The sequence below is a fragment of the Vreelandella sp. L-25 genome, assembly GCF_056857535.1.
In genome coordinates this window covers 37,115-62,877 of sequence record NZ_JBSXNH010000057.1, presented here as the reverse complement: position 1 = coordinate 62,877, position 25,763 = coordinate 37,115, and the positions used below count along the sequence as shown (strand labels likewise).

The following is a 25,763-nucleotide window of genomic DNA, read 5'->3' as shown; positions in this document are numbered from 1 at the left end:
TTATCATAGGGATGAAAGCGCTGCGCCCAACCGTTAATACGTTGTGAAAGCGCAGCGAGTGTTCAGGGTTATACCAGGGCAGCGTCCACGACTTCTACCCAGTGGCGTACCGGCGTGCGGTTGGCACTGGCCAGATGCGTTTGACAGCCGATGTTGGCGGTCACAATCACCTCAGGGTTGCCTGCTTCTAGCGCATTCAGCTTGTTATCGCGCAGCTGAGTGGCGAGCTCTGGCTGTGTCACCGAGTAGGTGCCCGCCGAGCCGCAGCACAGGTGGGCATCTTTCACGGGCGTGAGTGCAAAGCCGAGTTTGCTAAGCACGCCTTCCACTGCGCCGTTGAGCTTCTGGGCGTGCTGCAGCGTGCAGGGGCAGTGGAACGCTAAACGCTGGTGCTCTTTAAGCTGCAGCGCTTCCAGCGGCTCGTCGCGTAGTATTTCGACGATATCCTTTGCCAGTGCGCTGACTTTTTTGGCCTTTTCAGCGTAGGCGGGGTCGTCCTTGAGCATGTCGGCATACTCTTTGACGAAGGCGCCGCAGCCGCTGGCGGTTTGCACGATGGCTTCCGCGCCCTGCTCGATTTGCGGCCACCAGGCATCAATATTGGCGCGCATCCGCTCGCGGCCCGCCTCTTGGGCATTGAGGTGAAAGTCGATAGCACCACAGCAGCCAGCTTCACTAATCGGTGTGACGCTAATGCCCAGACGGTCAAGCAGGCGCGCCGTGGCTGCATTGGTGTTGGGCGACAGGCCTGGCTGCACGCAGCCTTCCAGGATCAGCACCTTGCGGGCATGGCGCTGGCTGTCGGGTCGCTGGCCTGCATCGACCGGTGCGGGCGGCATTTTGCTACGCAGTTTGCCGGGCACTAGAGGCTTGAAGGTTTGCCCCAGGGCCAGCAGCGCTTTGAAGCGTTTCGGGTCGACCAGCATTTTGCGCAGCGCATAGCGCTGAGCGCGTTCTGCCGCTGAACGCGGCACACGACGGTCGATTTCCGCACGGCCAATATCCAGCAGCTTGTGATACTCCACGCCGGAGGGGCAGGTGGTTTCACAGTTGCGGCAGGTTAGGCAGCGGTCTAGGTGCAGGCGAGTCTCTTCGGTGACTTGGTCATCGTCATCGCGGCTCTCCAGCAGCTCTTTCATCAAGTAGATACGCCCGCGAGGCCCGTCTCGCTCATCGCCCAGCAACTGGTAAGTGGGGCAGGTGGCGTTACAAAAGCCACAGTGCACACAGGTACGTAGAATGCGCTCGGCTTCCTGAATATGCGGTTTTTGGCGGTCGGCATCGGTAAAGTGCGTCTGCATGTCAGCTCTCCTGATTAAAATGCCGCATAAAGACGACCAGGGTTGAAAATGCCGTGGGCATCCAGCTCGGCCTTCAGGTTGCGATGGTACTTCTCGACCACAGCATTCAGCGGAGTAAACGGTGACTCCGCGCCCCCTTGGGCATGCGGGGTGTAGCAGGTAGCGTGGCCACCGGCCTTCTGGCATTCATCGCGCAGCGTGTCTGCGAGTAGTGCGGTTTTCACCCAGCGCTGGCTGCCGCCCCAATCATAGAAGATATCGCTTTCATCAACGGCGAGCTCTAGCGCTGGGGTATGGGGCGGTAGCGAGAGGCGCCACAGTGCTTGCCCTTCGTTGAGGCTGAAAAAGCCATGCTGCTGGTCACGCAGCTGTTGCCAGAAATCCGCAGAGAGCGCTTCACCGCCCAGGCGCTCTTTCGTGGCCTTGACGGAGCTTTCACCGCCTTCCAGCCGAATAAACAGCTCACCTGCGTGCCATTCCGCAGCGGTAATAGGCAGCGGCTGGCGGCCAAGCTCAGAGAGCTTCGCTAAGGCATCTTGCAAGCTCATTTCAAGGCGCAGGCTGTGGCTGGCGGTGGGTATGGGCAGCACCTTAAACGAGATATCGGCCAGCACGCCCAGCGTGCCCTGGGCACCTGCCATCATGCGAGAAAGGTCATAGCCGGCCACGTTTTTCATGACTTCGCCGCCAAAGCGCAGCAGTTTGCCTTCCTGGGTGATCACCCGGGTGCCCAGCACGAAATCCCGTGCGGCACCTGCCCAAGGGCGGCGAGGGCCGGACATGCCGGTGGCCACCGCGCCGCCAATGGTGCTGGCGTCGCCAAAAATGGGCGGCTCGAAAGGCAGCATTTGATGTTTTTCTGCCAGTGCCGCGTTCAGCGCGCTCAGGCGGGTGCCTGCCCGTACCGTGACGACGAGTTCGATAGGGTCGTAAGAGACGATGCCGCTATGCGCTGCGACATTGAGTTCCGTGCCTTCCACCGGGCGGCCATAAAAGGCCCGGGTGTTGCCCGCTACAATGCGTAGCGGGGTGCGGTCGTGGTAGGCGCTACGAACCTGTTCGCACAGCTCATTGGCGATATCCTGGTCAGCGTGTATCGCTAGTTCGGTCATGGTCGATCCTTATAGCATCAGAAGCGTGGCAGTTCTGGATGCGGTAACTCGTTGTTATGCACATGCATCGCGCCAAATTCGGCACAGCGCGCCAGGGTGGGAATATTTTTCCCTGGGTTGAGCAGCCGTTTGGGGTCGAAGGCCGCTTTCAACGCGTGGAAGACCGTCAGCTCATCGGGCTGGAACTGGCTGCACATCTGGTTAATTTTTTCGCGACCTACGCCATGCTCGCCAGTAATCGAGCCACCGGCGGCCACGCACAGCTCCAGGATCTTGCCGCCTACGTCTTCCGCCAGGGCAAGCTGACCCTCTTTGTTGGCATCGAACAGGATCAGTGGGTGCATATTGCCGTCACCCGCGTGGAAGACGTTGGCCACGGGCAGGCCGCTCTCTTCTGAAAGTGCGGCAATGCCTTTCAACACGCGCGGCAGCTCGCGGCGGGGAATGGTGCCATCCATGCAGTAGTAGTCCGGTGACATGCGGCCTACGGCAGGGAAGGCATTCTTGCGTCCGGCCCAGAACTTGGCGCGCTCGGCTTCGTCCCGCGCCTGTTGAATGTTAGTGGCTCCGGCCTTTTCCAGTACGCGGCGCACGGTCTCGCAGTCGTCGTCCACGTCGGCTTCCACACCATCCAGCTCACAGAGCAGAATGGCTTCGGCTTCCACGGGGTAGCCTGCCTTGATGAAATCTTCGGCGGCTTTGATGGCGAGCTTATCCATCATTTCCAGGCCACCGGGGATAATGCCTGCGGCAATGATGTCGCCCACCGCGCGGCCCGCTTTTTCGATATCATCGAAGCTGGCCATCAGCACTTTGGCTGTTTCCGGCTTGGGCAGCAGCTTCACGGTGATTTCCGTGACCACTCCGAGCATGCCTTCTGAACCGTTCATCAGGGCCAAGAGATCAAAGCCGGGCGCATCCAGGGCTTCAGAGCCCAGCGTCATGTGCTCGCCTTCGATGGTCAGTACATCCACGCGCATGACGTTATGCACGGTGAGGCCGTACTTCAGGCAGTGCACACCGCCCGCATTTTCGGCGACGTTGCCGCCAATCGAGCAGGCGATTTGCGAAGAGGGGTCCGGGGCGTAGTAAAGCCCGTAAGGGGCGGCCGCCTCGGAAATGGCAAGGTTGCGCACCCCTGGTTGAACGCGGGCAATGCGCGCGTCGGGGTCAACGGTAATAATTTGGTTGAACCTCGACATGACCAGCAGCACGCCCTGCTCAAGCGGCAGCGCGCCGCCGGAAAGGCCGGTGCCTGCTCCCCGGGTCACCACGGGTACGCCCAGCGCATGGCAGCGCTTTAACAGGCCTTCGACCTGTTCCAGCGTTTCCGGCAAGGCCACCAACATCGGCAGCACGCGGTAAGCGGCTAAGCCATCGCACTCGAAAGGGCGTAAATCTTCTTCCCGATGCAGCAGCGTTAATGAGGGCACGGCGCCTTGTAGGTCGCTAAGCACCTCGGCTTTATCACGGCGGACGAGCTCACCATCAAGGCGCTCGTCGAATAGGATATTCATGGTAACTCCTATGGGTGAGGAGGATAGACAGCTATCTAATCACTTGATGGAAAATATTTCCATAATATGTGGGTGCTTTCGGAAGTATTTTTCATAAAGAGTTAGTGAGCGGTGGCTAAAACATTAGGCAATACCTTTTGATACAGTGCTGGGTAGCCCTAGGGCTACCCAGCGGGTGATGACCAATGAGGTAAAGAGGCCCTTTACATCAACGGGTCAGTAACACCAAGGACATAAAACGCGATCAGCGCGATAATGCCAGCAAAGACTAGGTAATAAATGGTTGGGATGATCGTTTTACGAATGGTAGTACCTTCGCGTCCCAAGAGACCAACGGTCGCTGATGCTGCCACCACGTTGTGAATTGCGATCATGTTACCTGCGGCAGCACCCACGGCTTGCAGTGCGACCATCATCGCCGTGGAGAGCCCCAGCGTTTCGGCCACGCTAAACTGGAACTCCGCCAGCATTAGGTTAGACACCGTGTTGGAGCCTGCAATAAAGGCGCCCATGGCCCCCACAGCGGGGGCAAAGAACGGGTAGATGCCGCCCACACCGTTAGCCACCGCTTGCGCCATCATGACGGGCATCGAGACCAGATCCGCGCCGTTGACGCCGGAGTTGATCAGGATACGTACCATCGGCACAGTGAAGATCAGGACGAAGCCCGCACCAAAAATGGTTTTGGTCGACTCGGATACTGCAGCGCTTAGCTGGCGCGGGTTCATGCGGTGCAGGAAGTAGGTCACCAGCACGACCGCTAGGATGATACCGCCGGGCAGGTAGAGAGGCTGGATGCCACCGCTAACACCGGCTTCACCAAAGATATTCGCCCAGTTCAGATTGATGGAGGTCAGCGCGGCTTTAAGCGGCTCGATGGTGCGTGAGGCCACCAAAAACAACGCGAGCAGTACGTAAGGTACCCAGCCTTTAAAGGTGGACATCGGTGCTTTACCGGCCACATCGTCAAGCTTGATTTGCAGGTTGCCGATCCACTCATCCGGCCAAGCGGTCGATTCTGGGAAGTCCCAGGTATCTTTGGGCAGCAGGAAGCCTTTACGTGCAGCAGGCACCACAATCGCTAAGCCCACCATCGCGCCAATCATGGAAGGGAATTCCGGCCCAAGCAGCACGCCCACCAGCATGTAAGGCACCACGAAAGAGACACCCGTGAAGATGGCGAATGGTGCAATCGAGAGCCCCTCTTTCCAAGAGCGGTTGGCACCGAAGAAGCGCACCATTACCAGTACGAGGATTAGCGGCATCAAAATACCCACGATACCGTGGGTGATCGCCACCGAACTGGTCACCTGCTGGAAAAACACGTCCCAAGTAGAGCCGTTCGCTTCTAGCTGCGCGGTAATGTCGGCACGGTTTAAGCCGCTACCCACACCCACCACAACAGGCGTACCCACGGCGCCAAACGACACTGGCGTGGATTGGATCATCATACCCACGACCACCGCCGCCAGAGCCGGGAAGCCCAGCGCTACCATTAGCGGGGCTGCAACGGCAGCAGGTGTGCCAAAACCAGACGCGCCTTCGATGAAGCAGCCAAACAGCCAAGCAACAATCAGCGCTTGTACACGGCGGTCAGGGCTGATGCCTGAAAAGCCGTTACGAATCGCGGTGATGCCGCCTGAGTGTTTAAGCGTGTTGAGCAGTAAGATCGCGCCGAAGATAATCCACAGCAGGCCAGCGGTCTGGATAAGCCCCTGTACGGTGGATGCCGCCACGCGGCTAAACGACATATCCCAGGCGGTTAGGCCAATAATGGCCGCCGTGAGGAAGACAATCGGCATCGCTATCTTGGCCGGGACTTTAAAGCCTACGAGCAAAATCCCGGCGAGCAACAGCGGCAGAAATGCCAGAAGAGCGAGTATAGTTTCATTCATGGGAGGAACGGCCCCTTGTTATTGATTTGGTGTGCTCCGCAGTAGCCAACTTGTCATTTCAATGATAGTTGGGTCAGCTTGAAAGATACGGTTAGGCGGGCTGAATGACTACATTGGAAAATTGGTCTTACCAGTGGTGGAGGGTAAATTGGCTTCTGAAGTAAGCGGTCGTTTTAATTTAAAGTATTGTTTTTTATGTGTTTTAAACTTTTAGGGAGCGTGCTCGCGACGCAGCGCCCATTAGACTAATAGACAGTGCAGTTGGTCTTAGAAAGAACGGTGCAGTTGTAAATGTCCCAAGGCTCCCTGTGCATGGCTTAATGGGCCAAGCGGGATTCGGTACTTGCGCTACTCATTACTTGTCTCAATGTAGTAGCGAGCTCAACTTGATGAAAGGAGTACGACCCAATGGCAATAACACTTTATGACCTGTGCGGCCGCGATGAGCGCCTACGCTTTTCTCCATACTGTTGGCGTGTGCGGATGGCGCTGGCCCATAAAGGGCTGGAGTACACCACCGTGGCTTGGCGCTTCCAGGAGAAAGACGTTCTCGCGTTTGCCGATTACGACAAAGTGCCTGTGCTGACCGATGGCGACAACGTGGTCACCGATAGCTTTGACATCATGTGCTACCTAGACCGAGCTTACCCGGAGGCCCCGGTGGTGGGCGAAGGGGTGAGCCTTCAGCGCTTAATGCTGTTTAAGCAGTTAGTAGAACGCAGCATTACCCCCGCGCTGTTTAAGATCGTCGCGTTAGATCTGTTAGCTGCCATCCATCCAGATGATCGTGATTACTTCCGCAAAACCCGTGAAGCACGCTTTGGTGCGACCATGGAAGCCGTCAACAACCCTGAACAGGGGCGGCAGATGTTGAAGCAGGCGCTGGTGCCGGTGAGTGCTCAACTGAAAGAGAGTCTGTTTTTAGATGGCGATGCACCCAGCGGTGCGGATTACCTGCTGTTTGGCAGCATGATGTGGGCCTACACCGTCTCGACTGAGATACTAGTAGACGAAAACGGCCCCGTCGCTGCGTGGTTTAAGCGTATGCTAGCAGTGCACGATTCAGTGGCAGGCAAAGCCATCACTGTTCGTGATCTATAATAGTTAAGGCGGCCACAAGCCGCCTACTACCCATAGGCAACACAAACGGCCTAGGCCGTTTGTGTGAAAGGAGATGGCAATGATTGACCTGTATTACTGGACAACCCCGAATGGCCATAAAATCTCCATCATGCTTGAAGAGGCAAAGCTGGCTTACCGTGTTAAGCCCGTTAACATTGGCCGCGGCGAGCAGTTTGACCCTGAGTTTCTAACCATTGCGCCCAATAACCGCATTCCCGCCATTGTGGACCACGCCCCTAAAGATGGCGGCCAACCCTTGTCGCTGTTTGAATCAGGCGCCATTTTGGAATATCTCGCCGATAAAACTGGCCAGTTTCTGCCAACAGAAGGGCGCGAGCGCTACGTGGTACTTCAGTGGCTTCACTGGCAAGTGGGCGGTCTTGGCCCTATGGCGGGCCAGAACCATCACTTTTGCCACTACGCACCGCAGAAAATTGAGTACGCCATAGAGCGCTATATACGCGAGACCAACCGGCTCTACAGCGTGCTGGATCAACGGCTCTCTCAGCAGCATTATGTTGGCGGCGACCGCTACTCCATTGCCGATATGGCGATCTACCCCTGGATTGTGCCCTGGGAGAAGCAGCGTCAAACCTTGGAAGAGTTCCCCGATCTTGAACGCTGGTTTGAAGAGGTATCGCAACGTCCAGCGGTGCGTAAAGCGTATTCACTAGTGGAGGATGTGAATCCACAAGCGGGTGTCACAATGGATGCTGAAGCCCGTAAGCATCTGTTTGGAAACCGTTAATGAAACGGCCTTTTCTGGCCTCTGAGTGCGCGACAGCATGGCAAGCGCAGCATGTTTAAAAATCATGTTGCGCCGCACAAAAAGCGCTGCTAGCTTTGTGGGTAGCAACGGCAAACGCCCACTACCGGCCTGCCTCGGCGCGGGTCGAATCGCTAGCTCACTCAAGGAGATTGCGTGATGAACAAGGCCGCAGAGAAAACCAGTCAGCAGTTCGAGTCGGTATTCGTGTCCCCCATGCGTTCCTACACGTTGGCGGCACTGAACTACTACGAGCAGCTGGTCGGCGCGCAGATGGATGCAGCCCGTGCCTACTCCGACATGACCATTGCCCAAGCGCGCACGTGGTTAGACGTAAAAGACGCGGACAGCTTCAAAAAAGCGATGGAGAGCCAGCAAAAAACTGCTGCCGATCTGATGGAGCGCATGAAAGGCGACTCTGAAAAAGTCACTTCTATCAGCCAGAGCTTCATGCAAGACAGCCAGAAAATGGCCGAAGAAACGACCAAGAAAGCGGTAGAGACTGCCAAGCAGTAATTATCCCGCTTGAGTGAAAAAAATGCCGCGCCCAGAACCGAATCTGGGCGCGGCATTTTTGTCGAGATGACGTAAAGATTACCGTGATGCTTCGTCAGCACGGGCCCGAAGCCGGAAGCGTGCAATACGAATAATTTGTTGAATCGCGGTTTCACGCTCTTGTGCCAAGCCGTTCTCCAAACGCTCTTCGAATGCCGCGAGGATGTCGTAGCGGTTCAGCCCTTTCACCGCAATGACGAACGGAAAGCCAAACTTCTCTTTATAGGCCGCATTGAGCTGCTCAAAGCGGGAAAATTCCTCGGGCGAGCACTGGTCGAGCCCTGCGCCTGCCTGCTCGCTGGTGGAGTCGTGCGTTAACTCTCCCGCCAGTGCGGCCTTACCCGCTAGATCGGGGTGGACCCGAATAACGGCAATCTGCTGCTCGGGCGTTGCCTGACGCAGCATTAAACCCATCAGTTCGGCTAGCGCGTCAGGGTTGTCATGTTTAGGACGCAGGCCCTGGTGCCAAGCGGCTTCTGCCACCCAGGGCGAGTGCTCATATACATCGCCATAGTGGGCGACGAAGTCTTCCAGGCTGCATTGGCTGGGGGCAGGGGATAATGTGAGTGGGGTAGCAGTCGACACAAAAACTCTCCAGGCGTGCGAAAAGGGAAATGCTGTATACAATAAATAGCATCAACGGTACTCTTTGACCAATAGGTCAAGCCCTACACATACCCTCCATCCATAACACCAACAACCCCGCCAATGTAAGGAGTGACGATGGGACGCTTAACTACCCACGTGCTGGATACCGCCAAAGGACAGCCCGGCCAAGGCATTACCATTGAGGTTTTTCGGCTAGCGGACGGCAGCCGCGAGCATTTAGGCACCACCGTCACTAATAGCGATGGCCGCTGCGATGCCCCCATTTTAAAAGGCGATGCGCTAATGCCAGGCGAGTATGAGCTTGTGTTCCACGCTGGAAACTATCTGCGCGCTCAAGGGGTAGAAGCCGCTGAACCGCGCTTTTTAGACGTTATTCCGCTGCGCTTCGGCGTGGCCGATGCAAGCCAGCACTATCATGTACCGTTGCTGCTTTCGCCCTACGGCTACTCCACTTACCGTGGTAGCTAAGAGGACTAGGCATGCAAGCGTATATCATCGAGTTTGTGAATCTACTGCTGCGCTGGTTACACGTGATCGCAGCGATTGCATGGATCGGCGAGTCGATCTACTTCGTAATGCTGGATAATGGCCTGCGCACTCCCAAAGCCGCTGAAGATCGTGAAAAGGGTGTTTTTGGCGAGATGTGGGCTGTGCATGGTGGCGGTTTCTATCATAACCAGAAATACGCCACGGCCCCCGCCAAGCTGCCCAACGACCTGCACTGGTCATTCTGGAAAGCCTACACGACGTGGCTATCGGGTTTTGCGCTGTTCGTCATTCTCTACATGGTGAACCCCGGTTTCTACTTAGTGAATCCGGACAGTAACTGGGCCTGGGCGGCTAACCTCACCGGTTGGCAGGCCAACCTGCTGGCGCTTGGGTTCCTGCTAGGCGGCTGGGTGGTTTATAACGAGCTGTGCAAGCGTATTAGCCCCAACATGGAGCGCGATGGCCTGCTGAGTATTGCCGTAGCGGTGATGATGGTGGTGGTTGCCTACTTAAGCACCCAGATGTTTACCGGGCGGGCGGCATTTCTGCTCACCGGCGCGGTAATGGCCACGGCGATGTCGGCCAACGTCTTTTTCTGGATCATTCCCGGCCAGCGCCGCATGGTGAAAGCCATGAAGGCGGGCGAGGCTCCCAACCCACTAGACGGCAAGCGCGGCAAGCAGCGTTCGGTGCACAACACCTACTTCACGCTCCCCGTGGTGCTGCTGATGGTGAGTAATCACTACTCATTTATCTACGCCCACGAGCTCTCTTGGGTGGTAATGGTGCTGTTTATCTTTGCCGGAGCGCTGATTCGTCAGTTCTTTGTACTGATGCATGCCGGTAACATTCAGCCTGCCTACCCTGCAGTAGGCGTTGGGCTGATTTTGCTCGCGTTCTGGGTGGCCGCGCCCAGCCCAAGTAGCATCGCAGAAAGCACTGGCGGTGCGCCCACACAAGCGCAGATATCTGGATTGATTGAGCAACACTGCACCCAGTGCCATGCCCGCAACCCCGAGCATGCCGGTTTCTCCGCGCCGCCTGCAGGCTATGCCTTTGATAGCTGGGACGATATTCTTGGTCACAAAGCGCAAATCCAACAGGTCGTTGGCAGTCGCTACATGCCGCTTGGTAATATCACCAACATGAGTGACGAAGAGCGCGATATCATTGCGGCCTGGGAGGAGTAATCAGAGTCGCAGACAGGAGACACTATGAGTGATGCGCAGGCGGCGTTAAAGCGGAGGCCTTCTGACAAAGAGGGCGATGAGCGCCACGAAGCGATTTACCGGGCGGTGAGCGATGCGATTGTGGAGCAGCGCCTTAAGCCCGGCGCTCGGCTGCGTGAAGATGCGCTAGCGGAAGTATTCGGTATTAGCCGCACGGGGATTCGTAAGATCCTTCAGCGGCTGGCGCTGGAGCAGCTTGTTACCTTGACCCCGCGTCGTGGGGCTAGCGTGACGCGCCCCACCGCCGATGAAGCGAAAGACGTGTTCGATGCCCGCCAGTTGATCGAGTGTGGCCTCATGCCCGATGTGGCCAGGCGAATGAACGCCGCGGCGGCGGCGGAGCTTCGCGAGATGGCCCGCCAAGAACGTCAAGCCCTACGCAGCGGTCAGCAGAGCGTGGCGATTCGTCTCTCGGCGGATTTTCACGTGCGCTTAGCCCAACTCTCCGGCAATGCCACCCTGGCAGAGTTCGTCGAGCGCCTCTGCTCCCGCTCATCACTGATCCTCGCCGTTTACGGCCATCGCGGCCACCTAGGCTGCGAATCCCACGACCACGACGACCTGATTGGCTATCTTGAAACCGGCAACGGCGAACGCGCCAAAGCCTTTATGAGCCGCCACCTCAAAGCCATCGAAGCCTCGCTCTCCATGGTTGAAGAGGAAGAGAATGTACCGGATCTGCAGCAGATTTTTGGTGTTTAGCGACGACGCATCTGCTCAACTGTAATATTTTCTGTATTGTATACAAAAATAGAGCGCTTTTCTGCGATGCGCAAGCCCTTTCATGCAACGGTTTAGCGCTCGTAGAGTTGATCAAGTGTTCAGGTTTCAAAGGGTTAGTGTGCTGTTGAGCCGAAAAGCGTCGTCATCTCAATTAATTAGCCCTGCGTTGAATTGCGATGGCCGTTCAAAATGGCTATTTTGTATACAAACTAAAACGCTCTGCCTTTGTTAAGGAGCCTGTCCATGACCTCTCATTACCCTCGCGATTTAATCGGCTATGGCCGCACGCCGCCCCACGCTAACTGGCCAGGCAAGGCCAAGATCGCCGTTCAATTTGTGCTTAATTATGAGGAGGGCGGCGAGAACTGTGTGCTGCATGGTGATTCAGGCTCGGAGCAGTTTTTGTCCGAGATTATTGGCGCGGCCAGCTACCCTGACCGTCACCTGAGCATGGAGTCCATCTACGAATACGGCTCCCGCGCTGGCGTGTGGCGTATTCTGCGCGAGTTCGAGCGCCGTGGGTTGCCACTGACCGTATTTGGGGTGGCGATGGCGCTAGAGCGCCATCCGGATGTGGCCCAGGCGTTTAAAGAGCTTGGCCATGAAGTGGCGTGCCACGGCTACCGTTGGATTCACTACCAAGAAACTCCTGAGCATGTCGAGCGCGAACATCTGCAAAAAGCCATGGAGATCTTCCAGCGCTTGTACGGTGAAAAGCCTGAAGGCTGGTACACCGGGCGCGATAGCCCCAATACGCGCCGTTTAATTCTGGACGAAGGTGGTTTCCTTTACGACAGCGATTACTACGGCGACGACCTACCGTTCTGGACCAAGGTGAGCGATAGCCAGGGGGCTGAGCATAACCACCTGATCGTGCCTTACACCTTAGATACCAACGACATGCGCTTTGCTGCTCCGCAAGGTTTCAATACGGCGGACCACTTCTTTACCTACCTGCGCGACGCCTTTGATGTACTGTACGCCGAAGGGGAAGAAGCGCCGAAGATGCTCTCAATTGGTATGCACTGCCGTTTGTTGGGCCGCCCGGGGCGCTTCCGCGCACTGCAGCGCTTCTTAGACCATATTGAAGCCCACGACCGAGTGTGGGTAGCACGCCGGGTGGATATCGCCCGCCACTGGGCGGAGCATCATCCGGCACCGACTCGTTAAAAGGCAGCATCATAATGAATAAAACGACTTACTACGCCCCCTCCGGCGGTCACCCGCCGCAAACCCAACTCACCGCTGACCGTGCGGTCTTTACCGAAGCCTATGCATTGATTCCCAAAGGCGTGATGCGCGATATCGTGACCAGCAACCTGCCGTTTTGGGAGGGCACTCGGTTATGGGTGCTGGCGCGTCCGCTGTCAGGGTTTGCGGAAACCTTCTCCCAGTACATCATGGAAGTGCAGCCTGAGGGCGGTAGCGATAAGCCTGAGCTAGACCCCCAGGCGGAAGGCGTGTTGTTTATTGTGCAGGGTGAGTTAACGCTCACTTTAGCGGGTGAGCGCCATACGATGGGGCCGGGTGGCTACGCGTTTATTCCACCTGGCAGCCACTGGCAGGTGCGCAATGAAACCCGCGAGCCGGTGCGTTTCCACTGGGTGCGCAAAGCCTACGAGTATGTAGAAGGTCTGGAAGTGCCCAAAGCCTTCGTGACCAATGAGCAGGAGATTGCACCGATCGAAATGCCGGGCACCGAAGGCCGCTGGGCCACGACGCGTTTTGTCGACCCTAACGACGTGCGCCACGATATGCACGTCAATATCGTCACCTTTCAGCCGGGCGGCGTGATTCCGTTTGATGAAACCCACGTGATGGAACACGGCCTCTACGTACTTGAAGGCAAAGCGGTGTATCACTTGAACCAGCAGTGGGTCGAAGTGGAAGCGGGCGACTTTATGTGGCTACGCGCCTTCTGCCCTCAGGCGTGCTACGCCGGCGGCCCTGGCCCGTTCCGCTACCTGTTGTACAAAGACGTTAACCGCCATGCGGCGCTCAAAATCTGAGTTGGGAAGCCCACCATAACTAATACTCGTTAGGATGATGCTATGTTAAATCTGACGGCAAAACCGCTGACGGCGGAGGCGTTTGCGCCCTTTGGAGACGTCATCGATGCCCGCACCTCCGCATCGTTCCCGATTAACGCCGGGCGCACCCAGCGCCATCACGATCTCGCCAAGGTGGAAACCCTCGGCGACAACGCTCGAACGCTGATCAATATTTTTGTCAGCCAGCCAGTGACGCTGCCGCTCAATCTCACGTTTTTAGAGCGCCACCCCCAGGGCAGTCAGGCGTTTATGCCGCTGCATCAGGAGCGCTTTATCGTGGTGGTGGCACCGCCTGGCGACACCATTGCGCCAAACGAGGTGCAGGCGTTTGTCACCGACGGCCGCCAAGGGGTGAACTACCGCGCCGGTACTTGGCACGCGATTCAGTCGGTGCTGGAGCGCGAAGGGGAATTCCTGGTGGTGGATCGCGGTGGGGATGGCAATAACTGTGACGAATATCCCCTGGATGTTACCGTCACTTTAGCGGAATAGCCCACCGCAAGTGCATGCGAGTGTCATCTTGGTTGGGTTATGCTGATAAGCTGACACTCCACTCTATATGAACGGTTAGGACATTTATGAGCGCAAACACCCATATCCCCCTTCGTCGTACCAAAATTGTCGCGACCCTCGGCCCCGCCAGTGACCGTGAAGGCGTGCTGGAAGCCATGTTGAAGGCGGGGGTGGATGTGGTCCGCTTGAACTTTTCCCACGGCACGGCGGACGACCATCGCCGCCGCCTTGCCCGTGTGCGTGAAATCGCCGCTCAGCTAGGCCGCAGTGTGGCCGCGCTGGGCGATTTGCAAGGCCCCAAAATTCGCGTTGCTCGCTTTAAAGAGGGGGCGGTTTATTTAGAAGAGGGCCAGCCGTTTGTACTGGATATGGCCATGGATAGCGACGCTGGTGATATCCACGGCGTCGGCTGCGATTACAAAACCCTGGCGGATGATGTAACCGCGGGAGACCGCCTGCTGCTGGATGATGGTCGCGTGGTGCTGGATGTTACCCGCGTAGAGGGCAAGCAGGTTCACACCGAGGTGGTGGTGGGTGGCAAGCTCTCTAATCATAAAGGCATTAACAAGCAGGGCGGCGGGCTATCGGCTCCCGCGCTAACGGAAAAAGATAAAACCGACCTGAAAACCGCCGTTGAGATTGGTGTCGATTACTTGGCGATCTCCTTCCCTCGTACTGCGGAAGATATGCTGGAAGCCCGCCGCCTGTTGGGCGAAGAGGGCAAGGAAATTGGCCTCGTTGCCAAAGTGGAGCGCGCCGAAGCCGTGGCCGATGACGCCACGCTGGATGGCATTATCGAAGCCTCCGAAGCGGTGATGGTGGCTCGTGGCGACCTCGGCGTGGAAATTGGCGATGCCAAACTGGTCGGCGTGCAAAAGCGCATGATTAAACGCGCCCGTTCGCTTAACCGCGCGGTGATTACCGCCACCCAAATGATGGAGAGTATGATCTCCGCGCCGCTACCCACCCGCGCTGAAGTTTTCGACGTGGCGAACGCGGTGCTGGATGGCAGCGATGCGGTCATGCTCTCTGCGGAAACCGCCGCAGGCGACTACCCGCTGGAAACCGTAGAAGCGATGGCGCGTGTGTGCCTGGGTGCCGAGCGTGAGCGGGTCGCCCAAGAGTCGGGCCATCGTATCCACGAAGGCTTTACCCGCCCCGATGAAACCATTGCCCTTTCGGCGATGTACGCCGCTAACCACATGAACGGCGTGGTGGCGATTGCTTGCATGACCGCCTCGGGCTACACGCCGTTGATCGCCTCGCGCATCCGCTCGGGCCTGCCTATCGTGGGGTTGGCTCACAACCCGATTGCCCAGCGCCGTATGGCCCTGTACCGGGGCGTGGTCTCACTTCCCTTCGATACCTCGAAAATGACCGCCACCGAGCTTAACGACCAAGCCCTTACGCTGTTGGTGAAGCAGGGCGTCGCCAAGCCGGGTGATCACGTCATCCTGACCCGTGGCGACCACATGAACGCCCACGGTGGTACCAACACCATGAAAGTGATGGCTATTACCGAGCAACACGCCGACAGCGCAAAGGCCTAGCATATGCGCTTACTGCTGTTGCTATGCGGTTGGCTGTTAAGCGCGCCTGTGATGGCGGGCGCGCCCATTGTGGCGGCGGCGTCTAGCCTGCAGTTCGCCTTGGAAGAGGCTGCCCAGCAGTTCACTCAGCAAACCGGCCAGGCGCTGCGTCTCAATTTTGGCTCTTCTGGCAACTTTCGCCGCCAAATCGCCCAAGGCGCGCCCTTCGAGCTGTTTTTGTCAGCAGATGAAGGGTTCGTTCAGGCGCTTTACGACGAGGGCTACGTGGATAACGCGGGCGTGATTTACGCCCGAGGACGGCTAGCCTGGGTACAGCCGGCTGGCCGTTACTCCGTACCCAGTGAGCAAGCGCCGCTTGTCGGCGTGCAGGAGGCCATTACCGCCTGGGAAGAGGGGCAGCGGCTGCGTATCGCCATTGCTAGCCCTGAACACGCCCCTTACGGCGTGGCTGCCCGAGACGTGTTGCAAAAGGCGGGCCTATGGGAAGCCAGCGAACCGCTGCGGGTGCAAGGGGAGAATGTCTCCCAGGCGATGCAGTTTGCCCTTTCCGACGAGGCGCGAGGTGGCTTAGTGGCTTACTCGCTAGCAGTCGCGCCCGCGCTGGCGGAGCGCAGCGAGGCGGTGTTGATGCCTGAAACGTGGCATACGCCGCTGCGCCAGCGCATGGTGTTAACGCCGCAGGCTGGAGAAGTGGCTCAGGCGTTTTATGAGTGGCTGCAACAGTCTGACGCGAAAGCGATTTTTGAAGCCTACGGATTTAGTACCGATTAATGGACTGGTCGGCGTTCTCTGTATCGTTGCGGCTCGCGGCGTTTACCTGTCTCTTCTTATTACCTCTAGGCATTTGGTGGGGGCGCGTGCTGGCGACCGCACAGTTCCGTGGCAAGGGGCTGTGTGAGGCGCTGATTGCGCTGCCGCTGGTGCTACCGCCCACGGTGCTAGGGTTTTATCTGCTCCAGCAGTTTGGCCGTGATGCACCGTTAGGCGGTGCCTGGGCGGCGCTGACAGGGGGCGGGCTCAACTTTACCTTTAGCGGTATTTTGTTGGCTTCTCTGATTGCCAATCTCCCCTTTGCTATTCAGCCGATTCAGCGTGCCTTTGAGCATGTGCCTGCGAACCTGCGTGAGGCTGCGTGGTGCAGTGGGCTAAGCCCATGGCAAACCCTGTGGCGTATTGAATTGCCGCTGGTGTGGCCGGGCATCCTATCGGCGGCAGCGCTAACCTTTGCGCACACACTGGGCGAGTTTGGCGTGATTTTGTTGGTTGGCGGTGCGATTGATGGCGAGACCCGCACGCTCTCTATAGCCATTTATGATCGCGTCCAGGCCTTTGACGAGCAGGGTGCGGCGAGCATGTCTGCCCTCTTGCTGGCCATTTCTCTGGCAACCTTAGGCCTTGTCTATGGGCTCGCTGGCAAGCGCAGGTGGTCACGTGGATGATCTGATAGTGACGGCCCAACAGGCTGGCCCGATTCCGCTCAATGCCTCGTTTCGCTGCGCCCCTGGGGAGCTGCTGGCGCTGGTCGGGCCATCGGGAAGTGGTAAAACTACCTTGCTGCGCACCATTGCCGGGCTTTACCAGCCTCAGCAGGGTAGCGTGCGCTGCGCGGGCAGGGAGTGGTTTCTGGCTCAAAGTGGCCAGCGCCACTCACTTCCGCCGCAAGCGCGCCAGATTGGTATGGTATTTCAGGATTATGCGCTGTTCCCTCATCTAACGGCGCTGCAGAACGTTCAGCTTGCCATGGGGCATCTACCCCGAGGCCAGCGGCTTGAACAGGCCGCTCAGTGGCTCACTAAAGTGCGCTTGGAAGGCTTAGAGGCGCGCTACCCCAGCGAGCTTTCCGGCGGCCAGCGCCAGCGAGTGGCCTTGGCTCGCGCCTTGGCCAGAGAACCCCAAGCGCTGCTGCTGGATGAGCCGTTCTCTGCGGTGGATCAGGTGACTCGCCGCCGCTTGCAGCGTGAGCTGGCGCTACTGCGCCAGCAAATTTCTATCCCCATTATTCTCGTCACCCACGACTTGGAAGAAGCCACCGCGCTCGCCGATCAAATCTGCGTGTTGCATAACGGGGTAAGCCTGCAGCAGGGCACACCTGAAGCGCTGTTTCGACAGCCCGCTTCGCCGCTTGTCGCTAGGCTGCTGGATCGCCATAACGTTTTTACCGGGCAGGTTGTCGAGACGGTCCATGGGCGACGCTTGCAGTGGGGGGAATGGCTGCTAGAAGTCAGCGAAGGTATCGCCCAGTGTGAAGTAGGAGAGTCATTGGCCTGGTACCTGCCGCCGTCGGATATTGTACTGCATCGTCGGGGACGGCCTTCCCAAGGCGAACGCGAAAACCCGGTGGCGGCGACGGTCAGCGAAATGGTGGTGTTGGGCGGCATGACATCAATCTCGCTGCGTGTTTCCCACGGAGATATGCTACGTTTCGACATCGCCACCCACGCGGCCAAACGTAATCAGCTTAGCTTGGGGGAAAGGGTACACGTCTCGCTGCTGGCTGAGGGGATTCATCTTATGCCCGCGCAGCGTACCCACACGGCATCACACAACAAAAGGAACCTGTTATGACCCTGACACGCCGCCAACTGCTGAAAACCGCTGCCGGTGTTTCGCTTGCCGCCTGTTTACCCCTGTCGCTGTTAGCGGCTTGGGCAGCTGAACCCGCGCCAGCCAACACGCTGCCGCTGGCGATCCATAGCGAAGGTGGCCCGCACCGTCTCGATGTCGAAGTCGCCGAAACCGCTTCCCAGCGCCAGCGCGGCCTGATGGGACGTGAACATCTGCCAGAAACACGAGGCATGCTGTTTCGCTTCGAGCGTGAGCAGCCTGCAGGCAATGCATTTTGGATGTACCGCACGCTGATTCCGCTGGATATCGCGTATATCGACGGCGAAGGGCGCATCGTTGCTATAAACACGATGCCACCCTGCGAATCTGATGCCCCCCAGGAGTGCCCCTCTTATCCTGCCGGGACGGCCTACCATGCGGCGCTGGAAGTTAACGCGGGTTACTTTGCGGAACGTGGCATACAGGTAGGCGACTGTGTCTCGGTGCCTGCGCTGGCCGGTTTTTGCCGCCCTGAGTAATGCGCTATTTCATGCTCTGGCGAGTAGCCTTTTAGCGCAAGCCTATGAAACGCCCTGACGCTGATGCGCGGGGCGTTTTGCGAAGTAGACACCTGAGGATAACTCACTGAGTTGCCAAGACCGACCTTAGATGGCTTCCTTTCGCTTGCTAAATGCCTACAATGGGCGTGTGCCTGTTGCCTTTCACTGGGCCGGGCATCTCATAAGAACCGCAAAAAGTATTGATAAAAAAAGAACGGATAAAAAGGATCGACAATAATGACGCTGACACGCTCTATGGCTCGTTTTACCGCTGGCTTGGCTGGCGCTGCCCTGCTCTCGGCTGCTTTTTCCGCGCAGGCCCGCGAACTCTCGGTCTCTACCGTGCTTTCAGAAGCCTTTCCTTGGGGGCAGGCCGCTGAAAAGTGGGCAGAGCTGGTGGAGGAGCGCAGCGGTGGTGAACTCACTCTGCGGGTCTACCCCAACTCTCAGCTGGTGTCGGGTGACCAAACCCGCGAATTTTCTGCCATGCGCTCTGGGCTGATTGATGCCGCCGTGGGTTCAACCATCAACTGGTCGCCCCAAGTGCCGGAATTGAACCTGTTCTCTTTGCCGTTCTTTATTCCTGATGAAACCGCTGTCGATGCCGTGACCGGCGGGGATGCGGGCACTATGGTGTTCGAGGCGATTGAGTCCCGTGGCGTTATTCCGCTGGCCTGGGGGGAAAATGGCTTCCGTCAGGTATCCAACTCCCGTGGCCCTATCAGCCAGCCGGAGGATCTGGATGGCCTGAAGATCCGTGTAGTGGGCTCGCCGCTGTTCCAGGATACGTTCTCCGCTTTAGGCGCTGACCCTACGCAGATGAGCTGGACCGACGCCCAACCGGCCCTCACCACGGGTGCGGTCGATGGCCAGGAGAACCCGCTTTCCGTATTTGATGTGGCGCGTATTGACCAGGTGGGCCAAGAGCATCTAACGCTCTGGAACTACATGAACGACCCGCTTGTTTTTGCCGTTAATCAGCAGGTATGGCAGTCGCTGAGTGAAGAGCAGCAGGCCATGCTGCGTGAAACAGCCGAAGAAGCGGGCGCGTGGGAAATTGCCATGACCCGTGAGCAGGAGAGCGAGCGTTTAGCCGCGATTCAAGAGCGTGGTGTCACGGTAACCGAGCTGACCGATGAGCAGTACCAGGCGTTTGTGGATGCCACTCAGTCGGTGTACGAAAAATGGACTCCGCGCATTGGTGAAGAGGTGGTAAATGCCGCCCAAGCCGCTATCGACGCACGTTAATTCTTCGAGGGTTTTGACTGCCGCTTAACCAGGGCGGCGGTTCTTTGCTGTGAGGCTGCCATGAAAGGCTTTCCTGATGCACGCCCAGAGCGCTGGCTAGGTGCGCTGGCGCTGATTGTGATTTCATTGATTAGCCTGGGTAATGTGATCACTCGTTACCTTACAGGTGGCTCATTTTCGTTCACGGAAGAGTTTTCCGTCTTTCTATTGGTCGTGCTGACCTTTGCCGGTGCGTCGGTAGCATTACGCCGCGACCGGCATATCCGCATTGGCTTTTTAGAGCGTGCCCTGCCTGAGCGGTGGCGGGGCGCGCTGATTCTTTTTCAAGCCCTGTGTGGCCTGATCGTATTGGGTTTAATTACTTGGTATGGCGGCAAGTTGGCGTGGCAGGAATATCAGTGGGAGTCACTGTCGCCTGGGTTAGGCCTGCCCCAGTGGTGGTACTTGGTGTGGCTGCCTATTTTGTCTGCTGCCATGCTATGGCGCTTGGTGCAGCAAACCCGTGACCGTTTGAAAGGGGAGCTAACCAGTGACGCCTGATATTTGGATGATTTTGGCATTTGCCGGGCTGTTAATTGCTGGCGTACCGGTGGCGTTTTCCTTGGCGCTTTCTGGTGCGGTGGGCATCGTGCTGGGCCTGTCGCCGGATATGCTGGCCACCCTGGGTACCAATACCTATAACAGCATCGCTAAATACCCTCTCATTGCGATTCCACTGTTTATTCTCACCGGGCTGATTTTTGAGCGAGCAGGCGTGGCGCTGCGTTTGGTGCGTTTTGCCCAGGCGCTCATTGGGCCCCGTCACGGTGGGCTGGCGCTGGTTGCGGTATTGGTGTGCATGATTATGGGCGGCATGAGCGGCTCTGGCCCCGCTGACGCCGCTGCCGTGGCCATGGTGATGCTGCCTAGCATGACGAAAGCAGGCTACCCCAAGCCGTTTTCGGCCACGCTCATTGCGGCTTCGGCATCCACGGCTATCTTAATTCCGCCTTCAGTGGCGCTGATTCTCTACTCGATTGTGGTGCCGGGCGTTGATCTGCGTGCGCTGTTCGCCGCAGGGCTTTTCCCTGGTGTGCTAGCGGGTTTGGCGCTGCTGGTACCGGCGATGCTGGTCGCCAAGCGTTACGGTTGGGAAGGCACGCCGGTAGAGGGAGCCGAAAAACTGACGGTACGCGGAACCTTCCGCGAGGCGCTGCCTGCTTTGTTTGCGCCAGTGCTGATTTTAGGTGGGCTGCGCTCAGGACTGTTTACCCCCACGGAAGCCGCCGTGGTGGCCGTTGCCTATGGGGCGGTGGTAGGCCTGTTTCTTACCCGAGAGCTGACACTTCGGGATGTGTGGGAGCTACTGGGGGAAGCGGCGATTATCTCTGGCGTAGTGATGCTGATTATCGCACTGGCGGGAATTTTTGCCTGGTCAGGCACGATGCTCGGCACCTTCCGCCATTTAGCGGAATGGATCATCAGCCTGACTGATAACGGCGTCTTGCTGTTGATACTGGTGATGTTGGCGGTACTGGTGGCGGGCATGCTGCTGGATGCGATTTCGATTTATCTGATCATGATGCCAATTCTGATTCCGGTGATGCAGCATTTTGAGTGGAATCCGGTATGGTTTGGTATTTTGCTGGCGATGAATATTGCCATTGGTCAATTTACGCCTCCGGTGGCGGTGAACCTGATGGTGACCACGGAAGTTGCCAAGATACGCCTAGAGCATACGATTGGCTGGGCGCTGCTGTTTGTGGTTGCCATGGGGGGCGCTTTGGCACTGGTGGCGATATTTCCCAGCATTGCTCTTTGGCTGCCCACGGTGTTGGGCTATAGCGTCTAATGATCAATCGAGATAACCAATAAGCGATGGCCTATGCCAATATGACATGATGTTTAACGTTTACTAAACGTTACCGGCTATTAGACTGGCGACAGACGTGCAAACAAGCGAGAAAGTATGGCAATGCCTAAGTGAAAGCATTTAGGAAAAGCGCTTAGGACAAACTCCTGAGCAGAGTAGCTAGCGTCATCACGCTGGCTAGGCAATGCGCTGCGCTGCGCTGCCTGCGGTGCAGGCATAAAATTGTCTCGTACTTCGCCAATTAGCAGTTTTTTCGCTAAAGTAGGAACAGTCGGCACTAAATGCCGAGATCGATAACAGACTGTCTTGACAACGTTTTGGAGCCGAAACACCTGAAGGGAACCGTTCTGCAGATGGCTTCAAAGCGCATAACGCTCACAACATCAAGATAAAGAGGTGTGTTCATGAAACGCCATGTATTTTCTACCGCGGCTTTCTCAGGCGCGTTCATTGCGGCGGCAACCTTTGCCTCTCCGGCCGTTGCCCAGGAGCGCTACATCACCATCGGTACCGGCGGCCAAACCGGTGTTTACTATGTGGTTGGCCAGTCGGTATGCCGTATGGTTAACCGTGGCAGCGATGAGCACAACATCCGTTGTAACGCCCCGTCTACCGGTGGTTCCGTTGCTAACGTCAACGGCATGAAGAGCGGTGAGCTGGATATGGGCGTTGTGCAGTCTGACGTTCAGTACCGCGCTTACCACGGTGAAGCCAACTTTGAAGAAGAGGGCGCTTGGGAAGATATGCGTGCCGTCTTCACCATGCACGGTGAGCCGCTGACCGTGGTGGCCCGCGCGGATTCCGGTATCGAGGACATCAGCGATTTCCCAGGCAAGCGCGTCAACATCGGTAACCCTGGTTCTGGCCAGCGCAATACCATGGACGTGGTCATGGATGCGTTCGGTTGGGATGAAGACACCTTCGCACTGGCGTCTCAGCTCGACGCGGCTGAGCAGGCAGCTGCCCTGTCTGACAACAACATCGATGCCATGGTGTACGTGGTAGGCCACCCGAACGGCTCTATCCAAGAAGCGACCACCACCATTGATGCGCGTCTGGTCTCTGTGACCGGTGACGAAATCGACGGTTTGATCGAAGAGTACCCCTACTACACGCGTTCTGTGATTCCGGGTGGCCTTTACCGTGGTAACGACGAAGATGTCGAAACTTTCGGTGTGGCGGCAACCTTCGTTTCTTCCACCGCTGTTGATGAAGACATTGTTTACGAAACGGTGAAAGCAGTATTCGAAAACTTCGATCGCTTCAAGCGTCTGCACCCGGCGTTCGAGAACCTCAACGAAGAAGACATGATCTCTGACGGCTTGACCGCGCCGCTGCACGATGGTGCGGCACGTTACTACCGTGAGCGTGGCTGGATCGAATAAGTCGTAAAAAGAGTGATGCTACTGACGGAAGGTGAGTAGCGTCGCTTTGAGTTGCAAAGCGCGGGCACCTTGGGTGTCCGCGCTTCTTGTTGAGAGCGCTGATTGTCAGCGCTGACCATTAGGCAGGGCAAGCGTATGCGTGATGACAAACAACCTTCGGCAGCCGCTGAGAACGACCTGGAGGATATGGTCGCTTCCAGCGATACAGGGGCACGGAAACCCTTAGGCGTACCCGGTAAGCTGCTGGTGAGTATTGCAGCAGTGTGGTCGCTGTTTCAGCTATGGATTGCATCGCCACTTCCCTATATTGTTGGCTTCGGCGTATTTAGCGCCACGGAAGCGCGCTCGATTCATTTAGCGTTTGCGCTCTTTTTAGCCTTTATGGCGTACCCCGCCTTTAAGCGCTCTCCTCGTGATCGTGTGCCCTTAGCTGATTGGGCATTGGCAGCGCTAGCGGCGTTTTGCGGCGCCTATCTGTTTATTTTCTATGCTGATTTGGCCCAGCGGCCTGGGTTGCCGATTACCCAGGATATTATCGTGGGCGTTGTTGGCATTCTGATGCTGTTAGAGGCGACTCGTCGCGCATTAGGGCCGCCCCTGATGATCGTGGCGGCGGTGTTTATTGCTTACTCGTTGTTTGGCCCTTACATGCCGGGCATTTTGGCCCACCGCGGCGTTAGTCTGGGTGGTTTGATTAACCACCAGTGGCTAGGTACCCAAGGGGTGTTTGGTATTGCGCTGGGGGTCTCGACCAGCTTTGTTTTCCTGTTTGTACTGTTTGGTGCGTTGCTGGATAAAGCGGGCGCCGGTAACTACTTCATCAAAGTGGCGTTCTCGCTGCTTGGCCACTTCAAAGGCGGCCCAGCCAAAGCGGCAGTGGTAGCCTCTGGTATGACTGGTTTGATCTCGGGGTCGTCGATTGCCAATACCGTTACCACTGGCACCTTTACGATTCCGATGATGAAGCGAGTCGGCTTTAGCGCGGAAAAAGCGGGGGCGGTGGAAGTATCGTCTTCGGTGAATGGCCAGATCATGCCGCCCGTCATGGGGGCTGCTGCTTTCTTGATGGTGGAATACGTGGGTATTCCTTATGTCGACGTCATCAAGCACGCTTTCTTACCGGCGCTGATCTCCTATATCGCGCTGATCTACATTGTTCACTTGGAAGCGCTCAAGGCCAATATGAAAGGCCTGCCGTCCAGCAATCCGGCACGCCCGTTGCTGAACAAAGTGATCGGCTTTATGACCGGTTTGCTGCTGCTGATGGGCCTCTCCATCGCCGTCTACTACGGCTTGGGCTGGTTAAAGCCGGTACTGGGTGAAGCGACCCCCTGGGTGGTCTCTGTAGGGCTGGCGATTGTATATGTCGGCTTGTTGAAAGTAGGCGCTAACTACCCTGAGCTGGAGATGGACGACCCCAACTCAGAGGTCGTGAAGCTGCCGCAAACTCGCCCGACGGTCATGGTCGGCCTACACTATATTCTGCCGGTTGTCGTGTTGGTGTGGTGCTTGATGGTAGAGCGCCTTTCGCCTGGGTTGTCAGCGTTCTGGGCCACCATGTTTATGATTTTCATCATGGTTACCCAGCGCCCGATCATCGCGATTTTCCGTGGCCGCAGCCAAATGGCGGCCGATATCAAAGAAGGCTTTAAGGATCTGTGGGATGGCCTGGTGACCGGTGCCCGCAACATGATTGGTATCGGTATTGCGACTGCCACGGCGGGTATCGTCGTGGGTGCGGTCTCCCAAACGGGGGTAGGTCTAGTACTCGCGGACGTAGTGGAAATTCTCTCAGGCGGTAACCTGATGATGATTCTACTGCTGACGGCTCTGCTGAGTTTGATTCTGGGTATGGGCTTGCCAACAACGGCGAACTACATCGTGGTGTCGGCGTTGATGGCTCCGGTGATTGTGCTGCTGGGCCAGCAAAATGGCCTGATCGTACCGCTGATTGCTGTGCACCTGTTCGTGTTCTACTTCGGCATCATGGCGGATGTCACGCCACCAGTAGGTTTGGCCTCCTTTGCGGCGGCGGCCGTGTCGGGTGGGGATCCGCTGCGCACTGGCTTCCAGGCGTTTTACTACAGCCTACGTACCGCTGCGCTGCCATTCCTGTTCATCTTCAATACGGACCTGCTGCTGATAGATGTCACGGTGATGCAGGGTATTTTGGTGTTTATTGTGGCTACCATCGCCATGCTGATCTTTGCAGCAGGTACACAAGGCTACATGCTGACCCGCAACCGCTGGTACGAATCGCTGCTGCTGCTGCTGGTAGCCTTTACGCTGTTCCGCCCCGGCTTCTGGATGGACAAAATCCACGACCCCTATGAATCGGTGCCACCTGCGCAATTTGCCGAGGCACTGGGCCAGGTCGATAACGGTAGCAACTTGCGCGTGCAAATTGCCGGTGAAGACGATTTCGGGGCGCCGATGACCACCTATATGCTCGTCCCCGTGCCGCGCGGTGAAACAGGTGAAGAGCGCATGGCCAACCTGGGCATAGAGCTTTACGAAGATGGCGACCAAACCCTGGTCGATTTCGTCGAGTTCGGCAGCCAGGCGGCTGAGCTAGGCTTCGATTTCGATCAAGAGATCCTCGAAGTGCTGGCCCCGGTAGATCGTTGGACAAAAGAGTGGATGTGGTTACCCGCACTCGGCATCTTTGGGTTGGTCGTCGTGATGCAGCGTCGCCGTCGGCGTCGTGAAGAAGCCAACGAAGTGGCCGCTGTTTAAGGAGGT

24 protein-coding genes are annotated in these 25,763 nt (G+C 57.3%); 19 read left to right on the top strand and 5 right to left on the bottom strand.

Features of this window, described 5'->3' with window-relative positions; translation table 11 throughout:
* Positions 1 to 68: 68 nt before the first annotated feature.
* From glcF to AC13CN_RS06435, 4 genes are all read right to left on the bottom strand, one after another.
* Positions 69 to 1,301 carry a glycolate oxidase subunit GlcF gene (glcF, locus tag AC13CN_RS06450; RefSeq protein ID WP_054640959.1) on the bottom strand — a complete coding sequence of 411 codons (1,233 nt, stop codon included), beginning with the start codon at positions 1,299 to 1,301 and terminating at the stop codon, positions 69 to 71.
* A 14-nt stretch (positions 1,302 to 1,315) separates the two neighbouring features.
* On the bottom strand, positions 1,316 to 2,413 hold the full coding sequence (gene glcE / locus AC13CN_RS06445; RefSeq protein WP_253556915.1) for a glycolate oxidase subunit GlcE: 1,098 nt from the start codon (positions 2,411 to 2,413) through the stop codon (positions 1,316 to 1,318).
* A 17-nt stretch (positions 2,414 to 2,430) separates the two neighbouring features.
* Complete coding sequence (gene glcD, locus AC13CN_RS06440; protein ID WP_253556917.1) at positions 2,431 to 3,930, bottom strand: glycolate oxidase subunit GlcD; 1,500 nt, start codon at positions 3,928 to 3,930, stop codon at positions 2,431 to 2,433.
* A 203-nt stretch (positions 3,931 to 4,133) separates the two neighbouring features.
* Positions 4,134 to 5,825 (bottom strand): L-lactate permease, encoded by a 1,692-nt coding sequence (locus AC13CN_RS06435; RefSeq protein ID WP_089675528.1) that lies wholly within the window; start codon positions 5,823 to 5,825, stop codon positions 4,134 to 4,136.
* Between the two features lie 408 nt (positions 5,826 to 6,233).
* Between AC13CN_RS06435 and AC13CN_RS06430 the strand changes: the two genes are divergently transcribed.
* The 3 genes from AC13CN_RS06430 (at position 6,234) to AC13CN_RS06420 (ending at position 8,229) form a co-directional block, all read left to right on the top strand.
* Entirely contained in the window at positions 6,234 to 6,926 is a 693-nt protein-coding gene (locus AC13CN_RS06430) for a glutathione S-transferase N-terminal domain-containing protein (RefSeq protein WP_483053097.1), read from the top strand.
* A gap of 79 nt (positions 6,927 to 7,005) precedes the next feature.
* On the top strand, positions 7,006 to 7,695 hold the full coding sequence (locus AC13CN_RS06425; RefSeq protein ID WP_483053096.1) for a glutathione binding-like protein: 690 nt from the start codon (positions 7,006 to 7,008) through the stop codon (positions 7,693 to 7,695).
* Positions 7,696 to 7,872: 177 nt separating this feature from the next.
* Positions 7,873 to 8,229: a phasin family protein gene (locus AC13CN_RS06420; protein ID WP_054640956.1), complete on the top strand. Its 357-nt coding sequence runs from the start codon at positions 7,873 to 7,875 to the stop codon at positions 8,227 to 8,229.
* A 78-nt stretch (positions 8,230 to 8,307) separates the two neighbouring features.
* Here the strand turns inward: AC13CN_RS06420 and uraD are convergent, their stop codons facing one another.
* Positions 8,308 to 8,853, bottom strand: coding sequence for a 2-oxo-4-hydroxy-4-carboxy-5-ureidoimidazoline decarboxylase (gene uraD / locus AC13CN_RS06415; RefSeq protein ID WP_483053095.1), 546 nt, complete (start codon positions 8,851 to 8,853; stop codon positions 8,308 to 8,310).
* 138 nt (positions 8,854 to 8,991) lie between these two features.
* On the opposite strand from uraD, the gene uraH reads away from it, so the two are divergent.
* The 16 genes from uraH (at position 8,992) to AC13CN_RS06335 (ending at position 25,757) form a co-directional block, all read left to right on the top strand.
* On the top strand, positions 8,992 to 9,345 hold the full coding sequence (gene uraH / locus AC13CN_RS06410) for a hydroxyisourate hydrolase (RefSeq protein ID WP_062360619.1): 354 nt from the start codon (positions 8,992 to 8,994) through the stop codon (positions 9,343 to 9,345).
* Positions 9,346 to 9,356: 11 nt separating this feature from the next.
* Positions 9,357 to 10,556, top strand: coding sequence for a urate hydroxylase PuuD (locus tag AC13CN_RS06405; protein ID WP_089675526.1), 1,200 nt, complete (start codon positions 9,357 to 9,359; stop codon positions 10,554 to 10,556).
* A 24-nt stretch (positions 10,557 to 10,580) separates the two neighbouring features.
* Positions 10,581 to 11,297 carry a GntR family transcriptional regulator gene (locus AC13CN_RS06400; protein ID WP_062360622.1) on the top strand — a complete coding sequence of 239 codons (717 nt, stop codon included), beginning with the start codon at positions 10,581 to 10,583 and terminating at the stop codon, positions 11,295 to 11,297.
* 264 nt (positions 11,298 to 11,561) lie between these two features.
* Positions 11,562 to 12,488, top strand: a complete 927-nt coding sequence (gene puuE, locus AC13CN_RS06395) for an allantoinase PuuE (RefSeq protein WP_044628690.1) — start codon at positions 11,562 to 11,564, stop codon at positions 12,486 to 12,488.
* Positions 12,489 to 12,502: 14 nt separating this feature from the next.
* Complete coding sequence (locus AC13CN_RS06390) at positions 12,503 to 13,327, top strand: bifunctional allantoicase/(S)-ureidoglycine aminohydrolase (RefSeq protein WP_100732247.1); 825 nt, start codon at positions 12,503 to 12,505, stop codon at positions 13,325 to 13,327.
* Positions 13,328 to 13,369: 42 nt separating this feature from the next.
* Complete coding sequence (locus tag AC13CN_RS06385; protein ID WP_273682123.1) at positions 13,370 to 13,861, top strand: ureidoglycolate lyase; 492 nt, start codon at positions 13,370 to 13,372, stop codon at positions 13,859 to 13,861.
* An 86-nt stretch (positions 13,862 to 13,947) separates the two neighbouring features.
* Positions 13,948 to 15,432, top strand: coding sequence for a pyruvate kinase (gene pyk, locus AC13CN_RS06380; protein ID WP_054640952.1), 1,485 nt, complete (start codon positions 13,948 to 13,950; stop codon positions 15,430 to 15,432).
* Positions 15,433 to 15,435: 3 nt separating this feature from the next.
* The gene (modA, locus tag AC13CN_RS06375; protein WP_062360630.1) at positions 15,436 to 16,203 is read left to right on the top strand and encodes a molybdate ABC transporter substrate-binding protein; all 768 of its coding nucleotides are present in this window, start codon (positions 15,436 to 15,438) and stop codon (positions 16,201 to 16,203) included.
* A complete protein-coding gene (modB, locus tag AC13CN_RS06370; protein WP_054640951.1) occupies positions 16,203 to 16,871 on the top strand; it encodes a molybdate ABC transporter permease subunit in 669 nt (222 codons plus the stop codon). The genes modA and modB overlap by 1 nt, the downstream gene beginning before the upstream one ends.
* A complete protein-coding gene (locus tag AC13CN_RS06365) occupies positions 16,864 to 17,997 on the top strand; it encodes an ABC transporter ATP-binding protein (RefSeq protein ID WP_483053094.1) in 1,134 nt (377 codons plus the stop codon). Before modB ends, AC13CN_RS06365 begins: the two co-directional genes overlap by 8 nt.
* Positions 17,994 to 18,515 carry a DUF192 domain-containing protein gene (locus tag AC13CN_RS06360; RefSeq protein ID WP_054640950.1) on the top strand — a complete coding sequence of 174 codons (522 nt, stop codon included), beginning with the start codon at positions 17,994 to 17,996 and terminating at the stop codon, positions 18,513 to 18,515. The genes AC13CN_RS06365 and AC13CN_RS06360 overlap by 4 nt, the downstream gene beginning before the upstream one ends.
* Before the next feature lie 258 nt (positions 18,516 to 18,773).
* Positions 18,774 to 19,784, top strand: a complete 1,011-nt coding sequence (locus tag AC13CN_RS06355) for a DctP family TRAP transporter solute-binding subunit (protein ID WP_348665546.1) — start codon at positions 18,774 to 18,776, stop codon at positions 19,782 to 19,784.
* A 60-nt stretch (positions 19,785 to 19,844) separates the two neighbouring features.
* Entirely contained in the window at positions 19,845 to 20,324 is a 480-nt protein-coding gene (locus AC13CN_RS06350) for a TRAP transporter small permease (RefSeq protein ID WP_044628679.1), read from the top strand.
* Positions 20,314 to 21,615 (top strand): TRAP transporter large permease, encoded by a 1,302-nt coding sequence (locus tag AC13CN_RS06345; RefSeq protein ID WP_054644999.1) that lies wholly within the window; start codon positions 20,314 to 20,316, stop codon positions 21,613 to 21,615. The genes AC13CN_RS06350 and AC13CN_RS06345 overlap by 11 nt, the downstream gene beginning before the upstream one ends.
* Before the next feature lie 425 nt (positions 21,616 to 22,040).
* Positions 22,041 to 23,021, top strand: coding sequence for a TAXI family TRAP transporter solute-binding subunit (locus AC13CN_RS06340; protein ID WP_044628677.1), 981 nt, complete (start codon positions 22,041 to 22,043; stop codon positions 23,019 to 23,021).
* Positions 23,022 to 23,156: 135 nt separating this feature from the next.
* Positions 23,157 to 25,757, top strand: a complete 2,601-nt coding sequence (locus tag AC13CN_RS06335; RefSeq protein ID WP_137094658.1) for a TRAP transporter permease — start codon at positions 23,157 to 23,159, stop codon at positions 25,755 to 25,757.
* The last annotated feature ends 6 nt before the right edge of the window (positions 25,758 to 25,763 follow it).

Excerpts from the sequence above, each read along its gene's own strand:
- glcF (WP_054640959.1), bottom strand. The coding sequence starts at position 1,301 with ATGCAGACGCACTTTACCGATGCCGACCGCCAAAAACCGCATATTCAG.
- glcE (WP_253556915.1), bottom strand. The coding sequence starts at position 2,413 with ATGACCGAACTAGCGATACACGCTGACCAGGATATCGCCAATGAGCTG.
- glcD (WP_253556917.1), bottom strand. The coding sequence starts at position 3,930 with ATGAATATCCTATTCGACGAGCGCCTTGATGGTGAGCTCGTCCGCCGT.
- AC13CN_RS06435 (WP_089675528.1), bottom strand. The coding sequence starts at position 5,825 with ATGAATGAAACTATACTCGCTCTTCTGGCATTTCTGCCGCTGTTGCTC.
- AC13CN_RS06430 (WP_483053097.1), top strand. The coding sequence starts at position 6,234 with ATGGCAATAACACTTTATGACCTGTGCGGCCGCGATGAGCGCCTACGC.
- AC13CN_RS06425 (WP_483053096.1), top strand. The coding sequence starts at position 7,006 with ATGATTGACCTGTATTACTGGACAACCCCGAATGGCCATAAAATCTCC.
- AC13CN_RS06420 (WP_054640956.1), top strand. The coding sequence starts at position 7,873 with ATGAACAAGGCCGCAGAGAAAACCAGTCAGCAGTTCGAGTCGGTATTC.
- uraH (WP_062360619.1), top strand. The coding sequence starts at position 8,992 with ATGGGACGCTTAACTACCCACGTGCTGGATACCGCCAAAGGACAGCCC.
- AC13CN_RS06405 (WP_089675526.1), top strand. The coding sequence starts at position 9,357 with ATGCAAGCGTATATCATCGAGTTTGTGAATCTACTGCTGCGCTGGTTA.
- AC13CN_RS06400 (WP_062360622.1), top strand. The coding sequence starts at position 10,581 with ATGAGTGATGCGCAGGCGGCGTTAAAGCGGAGGCCTTCTGACAAAGAG.
- puuE (WP_044628690.1), top strand. The coding sequence starts at position 11,562 with ATGACCTCTCATTACCCTCGCGATTTAATCGGCTATGGCCGCACGCCG.
- AC13CN_RS06390 (WP_100732247.1), top strand. The coding sequence starts at position 12,503 with ATGAATAAAACGACTTACTACGCCCCCTCCGGCGGTCACCCGCCGCAA.
- AC13CN_RS06385 (WP_273682123.1), top strand. The coding sequence starts at position 13,370 with ATGTTAAATCTGACGGCAAAACCGCTGACGGCGGAGGCGTTTGCGCCC.
- pyk (WP_054640952.1), top strand. The coding sequence starts at position 13,948 with ATGAGCGCAAACACCCATATCCCCCTTCGTCGTACCAAAATTGTCGCG.
- modA (WP_062360630.1), top strand. The coding sequence starts at position 15,436 with ATGCGCTTACTGCTGTTGCTATGCGGTTGGCTGTTAAGCGCGCCTGTG.
- modB (WP_054640951.1), top strand. The coding sequence starts at position 16,203 with ATGGACTGGTCGGCGTTCTCTGTATCGTTGCGGCTCGCGGCGTTTACC.
- AC13CN_RS06360 (WP_054640950.1), top strand. The coding sequence starts at position 17,994 with ATGACCCTGACACGCCGCCAACTGCTGAAAACCGCTGCCGGTGTTTCG.
- AC13CN_RS06355 (WP_348665546.1), top strand. The coding sequence starts at position 18,774 with ATGACGCTGACACGCTCTATGGCTCGTTTTACCGCTGGCTTGGCTGGC.
- AC13CN_RS06350 (WP_044628679.1), top strand. The coding sequence starts at position 19,845 with ATGAAAGGCTTTCCTGATGCACGCCCAGAGCGCTGGCTAGGTGCGCTG.
- AC13CN_RS06340 (WP_044628677.1), top strand. The coding sequence starts at position 22,041 with ATGAAACGCCATGTATTTTCTACCGCGGCTTTCTCAGGCGCGTTCATT.
- AC13CN_RS06335 (WP_137094658.1), top strand. The coding sequence starts at position 23,157 with ATGCGTGATGACAAACAACCTTCGGCAGCCGCTGAGAACGACCTGGAG.